General features: G+C 66.3%; 7 protein-coding genes. 5 read left to right on the top strand and 2 right to left on the bottom strand.

Features of this window, described 5'->3' with window-relative positions; translation table 11 throughout:
* The 5 genes from ACLQI9_RS03355 to pks2 form a co-directional block, all read left to right on the top strand.
* Window positions 1-2,116, top strand: a 2,116-nt coding sequence (locus ACLQI9_RS03355; protein WP_442391026.1) for a LuxR C-terminal-related transcriptional regulator, incomplete at its 5' end; no start/stop codon positions are given.
* Window positions 2,117-2,190: 74 nt separating this feature from the next.
* A complete protein-coding gene (locus ACLQI9_RS03350) occupies window positions 2,191-2,424 on the top strand; it encodes a hypothetical protein (protein ID WP_442381240.1) in 234 nt (77 codons plus the stop codon).
* 273 nt (window positions 2,425-2,697) lie between these two features.
* A complete protein-coding gene (locus tag ACLQI9_RS03345) occupies window positions 2,698-2,922 on the top strand; it encodes a hypothetical protein (RefSeq protein WP_442381238.1) in 225 nt (74 codons plus the stop codon).
* A gap of 8 nt (window positions 2,923-2,930) precedes the next feature.
* Window positions 2,931-4,355, top strand: a complete 1,425-nt coding sequence (locus ACLQI9_RS03340) for an acyltransferase domain-containing protein (protein ID WP_442381236.1) — start codon at window positions 2,931-2,933, stop codon at window positions 4,353-4,355.
* Between the two features lie 164 nt (window positions 4,356-4,519).
* A complete protein-coding gene (gene pks2 / locus ACLQI9_RS03335) occupies window positions 4,520-10,747 on the top strand; it encodes a sulfolipid-1 biosynthesis phthioceranic/hydroxyphthioceranic acid synthase (protein WP_442381234.1) in 6,228 nt (2,075 codons plus the stop codon).
* Window positions 10,748-10,762: 15 nt separating this feature from the next.
* On the opposite strand, the gene ACLQI9_RS03330 is transcribed toward pks2, so the two are convergent.
* A complete protein-coding gene (locus tag ACLQI9_RS03330) occupies window positions 10,763-11,725 on the bottom strand; it encodes an SAM-dependent methyltransferase (RefSeq protein WP_442381244.1) in 963 nt (320 codons plus the stop codon).
* A 214-nt stretch (window positions 11,726-11,939) separates the two neighbouring features.
* Window positions 11,940-13,196 carry a phthiocerol/phthiodiolone dimycocerosyl transferase family protein gene (locus tag ACLQI9_RS03325; protein WP_442381233.1) on the bottom strand — a complete coding sequence of 419 codons (1,257 nt, stop codon included), beginning with the start codon at window positions 13,194-13,196 and terminating at the stop codon, window positions 11,940-11,942.
* Window positions 13,197-13,230 lie beyond the last annotated feature (34 nt).

Here is a 13,230-nt window from a genome sequence, read left to right as displayed (position 1 = left end):
CGAAACCACCACACTGCTGTCGGCGACGTTAGGCGGATCGGTGGATCTGGATGCCGCTCAGCGGCTGTGGAAGCTTACTCGCGGCAACGTCTTGTATCTACGGAACATCGTCGAGCAGGAGGTCGCTGCCGGGCGCGTCGTGAAACGGCACGGGTACTGGCGCTGGATCGGTGATCCGATCATGCCGCCCAGCTTGGTCGAGCTGATCGAATCCCGCATCGGGGACCTACCCGCCCCGGTTGATGATGTGGTCGACGCGCTGGCTGTTGGGGAGCCGATCGAACTGGCGGCGCTGCGGCGGATCACCGATCCGGCCGCGGTCGAGGAGGCCGACACCCGCGGTTTGATCACGCTCGAGCCCGGCGTTGCTGGTGTGCAGGTGCGGGTGGCGCATCCGCTCTACGGTGAGGTGCGCCGCAGCGGCGCGCGGCCCACGAAGTTGCGGCGGCTGCGCGGGCTGGTCGCCGCCGAACTCGCCGGGTCCAATGAGCGTGACGACATCCAGGTCGTAGTGCGGCGGGCCACGTTGAGTCTCGACTCCGACCTCGCACCCGACACGGACCTGCTCGTCAGGGCGGCCCACGGCGCCGTCTGGCTGGCGGATCTGCCCCTGGCCGATCGACTCGCGGAGGCAGCCATCCACGTCGAAGCGGGGCCGGAACCGAACTTTGTTCGCGCGCATGCCCTTTCGTGGCTTGGCCGTGGCGAGGAGGCAGACGCGGTGCTCGCCGAGATTGACACCGGCCAGTTGACTGACGGCGACAGCGCGAGATTCGCGTTCTATCGCGCAAGCAACCTGCTCTGGCCGCTCGGTGACCCCGCACGCGCGAAAGAAATCATCGACGAGGCGTCGCGCACCACATCACCGCAGGCCCGCAGCTATATCGACGCCTTGCTCACGGTGTACTGGTTTGCGATGGACCAGCCGGATGCGGCGATCCAAGCCTCGAAAAAGCTCGCGTTGGACGAACTGCCGGCCGTCGTTGGCGCCGAGATAGCCTGGGCGCTTACCGCCATAGCCGCGGACGCGGGACGCACCACCGAGGCCGTGGCCGCTGCAGAGGCGGGCTACACCGCTGCGACTCGTTCTTTCGACGCTCCGCACATGAGGTTCAACATCGCTGACGCACACGTGAGCGCGTTGCTGCTGGCTGGCCGGATTGCGGACGCGCTTGATGTGGCCGAGCGGGTGCGCCGGCAGGCGGCAGACCTTCCGGGGGCGGCTCAATTACTCGGTGCTGCCGTGGTGGGTCAGGCCGCCCTTGGTGCCGGACGCCTTCATTCCGCGGGTGCGTTGCTCGAACAGGCAGCAGTAGGACTGTCTGCCACGCATGCTTTGGGCTGGGGATACCGCTATCACGTCCCGCGCGCCACTGCGCTCGCGATGTGCGGTGCAACCGTGGAGGCAGCTACCGCGCTTGCCGCGCTCAACAAGCAGCGACGTCCTTTCCGGTTGCTGGACTATGAACGGAGCCTGGCCCGGGCGTGGGTGGCCGCGGGCGAGGGCGCCGTCAGTGAGGCGATTGCCGTCTTGTTATTGGCGGCCCAAAGGGCCGCCGCTAAGGGGCAATTCGCAGCGGAAGTGGTCTGTCTGCAGACCGCCACGCAGTTCGGAGACCGTTCGGGCGCACCTCGGTTGCGTGAGCTCGAGGGGATCGTCGAGGGGCCCCGTGTTGGCGTGGCCGCGCGGTTCGCCGAGGCCCTGCGCGACGGCGACGCCGCCCAATTGGCCTCGGTGTCAGAAGAATTCGAGCGTCTGGGCGACCTTGTTGCCGCCGTCGATGCGGCCGCCCAAGCCGCCCTCGCGTATCGCCAGCAAGGCCTTCGGGGATCGGCGTTGGGTTGCTCGACACGCGCCGCCGCTTTGGCCGAACAATGCGGCGCCAGTACTTCGGCGCTTCGTCAGGCCGGCGAGCCCTTGCCGCTGACCGATCGGGAACGCGAGATCGTAATGCTGATCGGTGAGGGATTGTCCAGCCGCGAAATTGCCGAGCGACTGACACTGTCCGTACGCACCATCGAAAGCCACGTCTATCGGGCGATGTTGAAGACCGGAACCACCAGCCGCGACGAACTCGCCGCCCTGATACCCCGCCCCAGGGCGCGAACACAGTGAAGGCCCTGACGAGGTGCGCTTGGCGCCAGTGATGATTTCAGTATTGCCATACTGAGTCGGCACGACGACAACAGATGCATGCCGCTCATGTGGCCGATGAACTCAGCCAACGCGAGCGGGCGCTACGCCGGCTGCCGTTACCGTATTCGCTGGCGTTGAGGCTGCGCGACGCAGGCATCTCCGTCGACGTGATCTGCCAGTACGTCAACGTCGAGCAGGCCGCCCTGGATGGCCTGCACCGCATGGCCGAAGCGAAACTTCTTGCGGCGCAAAACGTAACAGACGATCGCTACCGCGGATGCCGGTGAGGCAGCCGAGCGCACCACGTTGAGGTCGCGGGGTCGGCAAAATCGGCGCCGCCCATCTGTCTAATTGCGGACGACCTCAGACCCCCTTCGTCTGGGCGGGGAATAAGCCGGGGCCCAAGACCGCGACTCGGTAGTACCGCGCCGAAACCGGGCGAATTGCAGTAGCGCGCTACTGAGCTCGACGCACCGCAGTCGAGTGACGATTCCTATCGCGGGCGCGACACCCGACGCTGTTGGCCATCGTTGCGCGAGGACACAGATAGAGGAATGACGATGAGTACCGCAAAATTCGCCGGTCGTGGCGGCGTGATGAGCAGGATCGCTCCACACGCGACCGGCCACGAATGGGCCAGGGACGGCGCGCTGCCGCGCGTCGACTGCGAGCGCGGTCTCGGCTGGGTCGCCACGCACTACGACCTGAGTCTGCGTGTCACTCAACAGGTGAGGGGTTCAGATGCGGACGTACACCGCATAGCGGCCTGCTGGGCACGGGGCTAGGAGAAGCCATGAGGTTGCACGTTGTCGATACGCATCGCGGCATCCCACAAAAGGAACACCCGTTGGAGAAGTCCGTGCCGATCACCAGAGATGCGGTGACGAGCACTGCGACTGGACCGAAGAGGACAGGTCGGCGGCCTGTAGACGGGCATGAGCCCAGCGAGCCGATCGCCATTCTCCGGATCCGCCTTCATCGTCCGTTGGTCGTGCCGCGAGTATTGTCCGCGAAGTCGGCGTCCGCATTGGCTGACCAAGCGGCTCGGTTGCAGCGGTTCGTCGAGCAGCGCACCGACGCGGATGCGAACGATGTCGCCTGCTCGTTGGTCGCCACCAGTGCGTCGTTCGACTACCGCGCCGTGGTGGTCGGAGCCGGACGTCACGAGCGTTTGAGTGGATTGGGGGCGATCGCCTCCGACGCGCCTGCACTTAATGTGGCAATTGGAAAGGTCGCTGCCTCAGGGGGAACGGTCTTCGTCTTCCCCGGCCAGGGATCGCAGTGGGCGGGCATGGCGGTCGAACTGTTGGACTCCGCGCCGGCGTTCGCCGAGCAGATGCGGCTCTGCGATGCCGCTTTCGCCGAGTTTGTCGACTGGTCGCTGCTCGAGGCCGTGCGAGGGGGCGGTTCTCCGAGCCTGGACCGGGTCGATGTTGTGCAGCCCGTGCTGTTTGCGGTGATGGTGTCGCTGGCCGCGCAATGGCGGGCGCTGGGAATCCAGCCCGACGCCGTCCTCGGCCATTCGCACGGCGAGATTGCTGCCGCCTACGTCGCAGGCGCCCTCTCGTTGCGAGATGCGGCGAAGGTCGTCACGTTGCGTAGCAAGGCGATCAGCGCAATCGCCGGAACATGTGGCGTGGTCTCGATTCCCCGGCCGCTTCAACAGGTTTGCGCATTGATCGAACCATGGGGTCAATCGATTTCCGTTGCCGCGCAGAACGGTCCGTCTTCGACCGTCGTCACCGGGAACGCAGCGGCATTGGACGAGCTCATGGCCGGATGCGAGCGGGATGACGTGCCGGCCACGCGGATTCCCGTCGATTACGCCTCGCATTCTGCCCATGTGGAGGCGCTGCGGGAGACACTGCGCGCGTCACTTGCTGGGCTGCAGCCGCGAACCGGCGAGATCGCATTCATCTCCACGCTCACCGGCGCCGGGCTGGACACGTCGATCCTCGACGGCGACTACTGGTTCGCCAATCTGCGCCAACCGGTGCTATTCGAACAGGCTGTCCGATGGTCGTACGAACATGGTTATCGCACGTTCATTGAATCCAGTGCGCATCCGGTGCTGATTGCCGACATCCAGGAATCACTGGAGGACTACGCCGACGACCACAGCGTGGTTGGGAGACTTCGACTCCACAAAGGCGCCATGCGCCGGTTCATGCTGTCGGCTGCTGAACCGCATGCAGTCACTCGGGATGGTCATCAATGAATCGAGCCGCTGCTGGCTCCGGTGTCGGCGGCACTTCGAAAAGCTCTGGCGGACAAATCCATTCAGGGATACGTCACCCGGGGGGCTCGAAGTTCGATGATGACCAAGCAGGCGTTCGGGGTCGCGGGATTGTCCCGCCGGGACCACGTCGGAAAGAAGGATCTGTGGGCGAACCGTTGTTCACACCAATTGCTGTGATCGGAATGGCCTGCCGGCTGCCCGGTGGAATCAATTCCCCCGAGTTGCTGTGGGAGGCATTGCTGCGCGGTGACGACCTCGTCACCGAGATCCCGGCCGAGCGGTGGAACGCCGACGAGTACTACGACCCGGAGCCCGGTGTGCCGGACCGCTCGGTGTCGCGCTGGGGAGCATTCCTCGACATTTCGGATTTCGACAGCCCCTTCTTCGGGTTGGACGACAGGAAAGCCGCCGCGATCGATCCGCAACACCGCCTGCTGCTCGAGACCTCGTGGGAGGCCGTCGAGCATGCCGGGATGGCGCCGTCGTCGCTGGCTGGCACACTGACCGGCGTCTACGTCGGGTTGTGGCAGGACGACCAGACCGTCCTCACCGTCGACGACGGAACGTACGGGATAACCGAGACCGCCGCGTGCATGGCCTCCGGGCGGGTCGCCTATGCGCTGAACCTGCACGGTCCGGCAATGACGTTCGACACCGGCTGCTCGTCGGGTCTGCTCGCGGTGCATATGGCATGTCGCGGACTGCAGAGCGGGGAAAGCAACATGGCCCTCGCAGGTGGTGTCATGGTGATGCTCGACCCGCGGAGGTATCCGTGGATGTCGGGTAAGCGCATGCTGTCACCCACCGGTCGCTGCCGGGCCTTCGACGTTGCGGCCGACGGATTCGTGCGCTCCGAGGGATGCGCTGTCGTGCTGCTCAAGCGCCTGCCCCATGCGCTGGAAGACGGCGACCGGATTCTGGCGGTGATCCGCGGCACCGCGTCCAACGCCGACGGGCGTACCCCGACGATCTCCACGCCATCGTTCGACGCTCAGGTGGCGGCGTACCGGGCGGCGCTGGACGTGGCTGGTGTGGAGCCGGACACCATCGGCGCCATCGAGGCGCACGGCACCGGAACCCCGGTCGGTGACCCGATCGAGTTCACCAGCCTCGCCCAGGCATACGGCAAAGCCGGCAGGGTGTTGCTCGGCTCGGCGAAGTCCAACTTCGGCCACACCGAATCCGCTTCGGGTGCCGTGGGGCTGATCAAAGCCATTCTCGAGATCCGGCACGGTGTGGTTCCACCGATGGTTCATTTCAGCCGGCTGCCCGACGAGCTGGCCGGCATCGAAACCGGCCTCGTCGTGCCCACCGAGGCAACGCCCTGGCCTACGAACGGCGATGCCGGGCCGCGGCGAGCGGCGGTGTCGTCGTACGGCATCTCCGGCACCAACGTCCACGCGATCGTCGAGGAGGCGCCCGACACCGCGCCCGAGGTCAAGGCCCACGTACGCCACGGCTCGCTGCTGTTCCTGCAGTCCTCGACGTCTGCCGACGCGTTGCGTCAGACGTCGGCACAGTTGGCCGATTGGGTTGAGCAGCATGCAGATTCGGTAGATCTGTCCGACCTCGCCTACACGCTGGCTAGCCGCCGCGAGCATCGCACCGTGCGCTCGTCGGTGATCGCCGCCGACGCCGCTCAGTTGTGCACCGTTCTGCGGGAGCTGGCGGCCGGTGACGCGGCATATCCAGCGGTGGTAGCCCACGACGACCGGGGACCGGTGTGGGTGTTCTCCGGTCAGGGTTCGCAGTGGGCGGCGATGGGCGCGAGCCTGCTGGAGGCCGAACCCGTCTTCGCCGCCACCGTCGCGGCCCTGCAACCGTTAATCGAGCAGGAGTCCGGTTTTTCGGTAATCGAGGCGATGAAGGCGCCCGAGACGGTGACCGGCATCGACCGCGTCCAGCCCACCCTGTTCGCAATGCAGGTCGCACTCGCCGAGACCATGAAGTCCTACGGGGTCCGACCCGGTGCGGTCCTCGGACACTCGATGGGCGAGGTGGCCGCCGCCGTCGTCGCGAAAGCGTTGTCACCCGAGGACGGTGTCCGGGTCATCTGCCGGCGCTCCCGGCTCATGACCAAGCTCGCCGGCGCCGGCGCGATGGCATCGGTGGAGCTCTCCGCTGGGCAGGTGAGCGCGGAACTGGAGGCCGGCGGAATCGACGACGTCGTCGTCGCCGTGGTCACGTCACCACACAGCACGGTGATCGGTGGCGAGACCCAGCGGGTCCGCGATCTCGTCACGGCCTGGGAGCGACGTGACGTGATGGCAGGCGAGGTGGCCGTCGACGTCGCGTCGCATTCGCCGCAGGTCGACCCGATCCTCGTGGACCTGGCCGATGGCTTGGCCGAACTCACCCCGGGGACACCGCAGGTCCCGTTCTATTCGGCCACCCGTCCCGACCCGCGAACCGTGCCCGCGTGCGATGCGCGGTACTGGGTGGACAACCTGCGTCAGACGGTTCGCTTCGCCGCAGCGGTGCAGGTCGCCCTCGAGGACGGCTATCGAGTGTTCGCCGAATTGTCCCCGCATCCGCTGCTGACGCGCGCTGTCGAGCAAACCGCGCAAGACCTGGAAACCCCGGTTGCCGCCCTGGCCAGCCTGCGGCGCGACTTGCCGATGGCCCACGGTCTGCTCGGATTCGTCTCGGATCTGCATTGCGCCGGCGCCGCGGTGGACTTCTCGCTGCTGTTTCCCGGTGGGCGACTGGTCGACGCGCCGCTACCGACCTGGACGCGCCGCAAGTTGCCCATTCCCGGCCGGAGCGCCGAGCGGCCGGCGGGCGCCCACACGGTCGCAGCGCACCCCCTGCTTGGCGCCCATGTGCGGCTGCTGGAGGAACCGGAGCGGCACGCCTGGCAGGCCGACGTGGGTACCGCGGTCGTGCCGTGGCTGGCCGATCACCGGGTTCGCGACGTTCCTGCTTTTCCCGGGGCCGCGTACTGCGAGATGGCCCTCGCCGCCGCCGAAACCGTGTTCGGCCAGGGTTCGGAAGTGCGCGACGTCGCGTTTGAGGACCTGCTGCTGCTCGACGACCACACCGAGATCAGTGCGGTGGCCTCGATCGAGGCTCCCGATGCCGCGACCTTCGCAGTCCAGACCGATCACGACGGGGAGAGGATCCGCCGGTCGGCGGCAATCCTGCATGCAATGGATCATGGCCAGCCGGCGGTACAGCGCGATGTTTCTGCACTGCTCGCCACGCACCAAGACGTGACGATCGGAAAGGAGGTCCGAAACACGTTGGCAGAGAGGGGAATCGAGTTCGGCCCGGCGTTCACGGGCCTGATCGCCGTGCACACGACCGCCGGCGATCCGACCCTGTTCGCCGAGGTGCGAGTGCCGGCCGGCATCCGGGCTCGGCAGACCGGCTACGGCATCCACCCCGCTCTGCTCGATGCCTGCTTCCAATCCGTGGCCGCGCATCCCAGTGCTGCCGGGCTGGGCGGCGGCGGTCTGATGCTGGCCTTGAGCGCGGGCCGGCTGCGCCGCTTCGGTGCCTGCGGTGACGCCCGCTACTGCCACGTGACGATCACCGCGGCGAACGCCTCTGCCGTCGAGGCGGACATCCAGGTGCTCGACGCGCACGGTGGCGTGCTCCTCGAGGTCGCCCGATTGCGGATGGGCAGCGGCGCGACAAAGAGCGCCGAACGCGACAGGTTGCTGTCCGAGCGTCTGCTCACCGTGGAGTGGGAGCAGCAGGAAGCCCCTGTCGCAGCGACGACGGCCGCTGGTAACTGGCTGCTGATCGCCGCCGATGACGCCGACGAGTTCCCGGCTCTTCTGGCCCAGGAGCTGAGCGCCGGTGGCGCCAGGTGCCGAACCGTCCACAGCGGCACCGGCATTGCGGCCGACGACATCGGTTTCGATCACTCGGCCGGGCTGGTGTTCGTGGCGCCCCCGGCGAGCGGTGCACCCACCGAGCAGTGCCTGTTCCGCGGTCGTGAACTCGTCGCGCAGGTCGTGCACATCGCCCGTGAGCTGCCCAACACCGAGGCGCAGCCGCCGAGGCTGTATGTCGTCACCCGCGGGGCGCAGGCCGTCACCGCCGGTGACGAGATCAACCTGGATCAGGCCGGGCTGCGCGGCCTGCTGCGGTCCATCGGTAACGAACACCCGCCGCTGGCACCGACGCAGATCGACATCGACACACACACCGGCGCCGGCTCGGTGGCGCAGGAGATCCTCAGCGGCTCCGCCGAAGACGAGACCGCGTGGCGGCACGGAAATTGGTATGCCGCGCGGCTGTGGACGACTCCGCTGCGGGCCGAGGAACGCCGTACCACCGTCGTCGATCCGGAACGCGACGGCATGCGTCTTCAGGTTCGCATCCCCGGCGACCTGCAGACCCTGGAGTTGGTCGCCGTCGACCGCCAACCACCACAGGCCGGGCAGATCGAGGTCGCGGTGAGCGCCTCGAGCATCAACTTCGCCGATGTGCTGGTCGCGTTCGGCCGCTATCCGACATTCGACGGTCAGCAGCCGAAATTGGGCCTGGACTTCGTCGGCGTGGTGACGGCAATCGGACTCGGAGTGACCGAACACAAGACCGGCGACCGAGTGGGTGGTTTCGCCGGCGGCGGATGCTGGGGCACGTTTGTCACCTGCGACGCCCGTTTGGCGGCGCCGCTGCCCGCCGGCCTGAGCGAGGAGGACGCCGCCGCGGTGTCCACGGCCTACTGCACGGCTTGGAACGGGCTGGTCGACCTGGCCCGCCTGAGCGCCGGTGACCGGGTGCTGATCCACTCGGCCACCGGTGGTGTCGGTCAGGCGGCGATCGCGATCGCGCGGCACGTCGGGGCCGAGATCTACGCCACCGCGGGCAGCCCGCTGCGCCGACAGTTGTTGCGCGACCGGGGAATCGAGCATGTCTATGACTCCCGTTCGACCGATTTCGCCGAGCAGATCCGGCAGGACACCGACGGATATGGCGTCGATGTGGTGCTCAACTCGTTGACCGGTGCGGCTCAGCGCGCCGGACTGGAGTTGCTGGCCTTCGGCGGGCGCTTTGTGGAGATCGGCAAGCGTGACGTCTACGAGCACACCCGCATCGACCTCTACCCGTTCCGCCGCAATCTGGCGTTCTACTACGCCGATTTGGCGTTGATAATCGCCAACGACCCGGAACGGATTGGGGCGCTGCTCGGCAACGTCTACGACCTCGTCGGCGGCGGCGTGCTGCCGGTGCTAGAGCGCACCGACTACGCGCTGTCCGATGCCCGCACCGCGATCCGGTCGATCAGCGCCGCCGAGCATACCGGCCGGGTGATCCTGCGTATACCGCGCACGGGGTTCACCCGGGTCGTGGTGCCGCCGAACGAGGCGCCGACATTCCGTCGCGACGGCTCCTACATCGTGACCGGCGGCCTCGGCGGGCTAGGCCTGTTCCTGGCCGCCGTCATGGCGTCCGCAGGGTGCGGACGGATCGTGCTGTCCTCGCGGTCGCAGCCAAACCCCCGGGCGCAGAAGGCGATCGCGCGCCTGCGGGCCAAGGGAGCCGACATTGTGCTTGAGTGTGGCAACATCGCCGAACCGGACACGGCCGCCCGCCTCGTGCGCGCGGCAACCGGCACCGGGTTGTCGCTGCGCGGCGTTCTGCACGCCGCGGCGGTCGTCGACGACGCCACGCTGGGCAACATCACCGGCGATCTCATCGAGCGGGACTGGGCGCCAAAGGTATATGGCGCCTGGCATTTACACCACGCCACGGCCGATCAGCCAGTGGACTGGTTCTGCAGCTTCTCCTCTGTGGCGGCGCTGCTCGGATCACCAGGGCAAGGCGCCTACGCAGCCGCCAACAGCTGGCTGGATGCGTTCACCTTCTGGCAGCGCAGTCAAGGCAGGCCCGCTTCCGCGATCGCCTGGGGTGCGTGGGCAGACATCGGACGCGGTGCGGACTGGGCGCAGCGCGGGAATGTCACGATGATCAGCCCGGAGGACGGCGGTTACGCGTTCCGCGCGCTGCTGCGCTACGACCGCGGCTACACCGGATACCTGCCGCTGACCAAGATGCCCTTGTTGACCGGCCTTGCTGCGCGCAGCCCGTTCGCAGCGGCGTTCCGCGACTCCGACAACTGCGCCGGCGACGCTCCGTCCATCCTGGCGGAGCTCGCCTCACTCGAGCCGCAGGAGTGGCCAATTCGCCTGCGCCGATTGGTTACCGACCAGGTGAGCATAATCCTGCGCTGCACGGTAGACCCTGATCGGTCGTTCACCGAACACGGGCTGGATTCGCTGGGCAACCTAGAACTGCGGACTCATATCGAGACCAAGACGGGTGTGCGGATTACCCCGAAGACCATCGTCACCTACAACACGGCGCGCACGCTCGCCGGCCATCTCAGCGCGACGTTGGCAGCTGGCCAGGCCTAGGCGGCCGGGTGTTCGCTACAGTTTCTGCGCCACCGCCAGGATGTAGTCAATATGCGTTTCGTGTATCCAGAAATTGTGCGGCCTGACGGTTATCCGGAGAAAGGGATTCACAGACTTCCGCTCCGGCGCGAACTTGCTCTTCGACAGGAACCTCGCCAGCGGACGGAAAACGTCGCCCGCGATGGACCGCGTTTCGGCTGTGGCGAAACCGATGTCAAGCAGCAGGTCTCGATAGGCCTCGACGTTCACCGTCCTGCGGACTGCTTTACCCGACGCCCCACGCCAGCCGAGCCGGGCAACCTCCTTGCGATACCGTGCATTCAGGAATGTTCGTTTAGGAACAATATCGGCCGTCACCAAGCGGCCGCCCGGCTTGAGCACCCGCAGCGCCTCCGAGAAGAAGTCCACGCGAGACGGGAAGTGGAAAGCCGATTCCATTGCGACAACCTTGGTGCACGATTCGTCTGCTTGCGGCAGATCCGTAGCAGACGCTTCGGCGTAGTCGATCCTGTCGCTCAACCCGGCTTCTTTGACACGGCGCGTGGAGATTGCGATTTGTTCGGTGGCAATATTTATTCCCATAATATGTTTCACCCCGAACTCGTTGACCCACAAGATGTCTTGGTCGCCGTAGCCAGGACCGCAATCCACGACGATGTCGGACACATTGAAGTCGGCGCTCCGCGCAATAAGACGCGCCAAGTCTCGGCTCGCCTCATCCAGGGTTGTGGGGTTGTCCTTCCAATATCCGAAGTTGATGAACAGCGACTCCTCGCCGTACAGGTTCTGGGTACCGATGATGTCGTATATCTGGCCAGTCTTGAGCGTGTCGGAGCGCGCCGCCAAGACGCGCGCCACCTGTCGGCACTCGTCCGCCCAGCGACGGAGCCGAGCGCTCCTGGTTTCGTCTTCAATGCGTTGCGGAACCGTGACCACAGACGCCCCCTGCTCTACGCGTGAACTTCTGACGGCAATGATGCTTGGCCACTCGCTACCGTAACCATTGGCGCCCGTGCCGGAGGCAGTAGTACGCCACTGCAATATCGCCCGGTTCCTGCGCGGTACTACTGCGTAGCTGCGGTGTGAGCTGGCAAGCTGACCGGCACTCGGCACCCGTAATCCGAATTCGCCGAACACGTCGCACTCGCACCCCGAGGGGCGGCCAAAGCGCCTCCGGCGCAGCCGGTTAGTGTTAGTCCGCAGCCCAGCCGTACCGCGCCGGAATCGACGACAGCAGGTCGCGCGTTTCGGCGATGTAGCGCTCGGGACGGGGCGCGTGGGTGTGGTAGCGGATCACCAGCTGGCCGTCGTAGGTGGCGATCGAATATATGCCGATTCTGGACGATGATGCGAACAGCACCTCGCAGTCGTATTCTTCGGTCTCTAGTTCGGGGGGCGTGTGCACCGGTGGTGTCTCACCGAGGTCAGTGATCTGCACCACGTCGGGCAGTCCGGGCGGATTTCCGTTGTCCTGCAGGCTCGAGTGCAGCAGCGACTGCTGAATCACGCCGTCCGAGATATCCGACCGGAACGTTTCGACGATGTCGCGGGCCAGGTCCATCAGATCGGTGTCGGACTTGATTTCAGCGAGGTACGTGGCGAGGCCGAGCGGGTTGGTGACCTCGGTGGCGCCGACGGGCGGGGTAAGGAAATAGCGCAGATCAACTGGATAGATATAGGGAATCGGTATGTGCGGCGTGTTCCGGATGCGCCACTCGGCCAGCAGGATCGCCGCTGCGACCACGGAGTTGATGCTCACCCGCTGGGCAGCGCAAATGTTTGCCAGCTCCACCGTCTCCGGACGCGACAGGGGGCAGGTAGCCGACGGCACCTGCACCGGCAGTGACTCGCCGTTGCCGGGATTGCGCTTCGACGGCGGCAGATGATAGGCGAACATCGCCGGCATGAACCGCTCCAGGTTGGAGTGCTGTTGCTTGGTGATCCCGCGTTCGGCGAGCACGACCTCCGGTGACTTTGGGTTGGGTTCGGACTTGACCGCTGCGATGCCGGCGCCGGTGACCAGATCGGTGTACCAGCCGAACAACTTGGCGAGTAGCGCGAACTGGTGGTGCCCGTCGGCGAGCGCGTGATGCGTGTACAGGGTCAGTTCCGAGCGGTCGTCGCCGCGCCGCAAGCGCAAGTTGACCAGTGCCACGGACTGGTCCGGCAATTGCTGGGCGCCGGTTTCTTCGGTGTCTTGGCCGATCTCCTCCACCCATATGCCGGGATGCAGATAGTCGTCGACCACGATCTGGTGACGCCCGTCAGCATCGCGCTCAAGGTGTCCGGCCAGCACCGGGTGCGCCTGCAGCAGTGTGTCGAACGCCCGCGACATGGCGGCGGGCTGCACCGGTCCGCGCAGGCGTACGGTCAGTCCGATGAAGCTATTGCCTTGCGCGTAGGCCTCCTCGGTCAGCGACAGATAGCGAATCGCCGATGCGCCAAACATTGTCGCCCCTTCTCCTGTGCCGTTCTTTGCATGT

This window comes from Mycobacterium sp., assembly GCF_052143115.1.
In the GTDB taxonomy this organism is placed as follows: domain Bacteria; phylum Actinomycetota; class Actinomycetes; order Mycobacteriales; family Mycobacteriaceae; genus Mycobacterium.
Note: the sequence above shows the minus strand (reverse complement) of the source record. Positions and strands in the feature narration are given on the sequence as shown.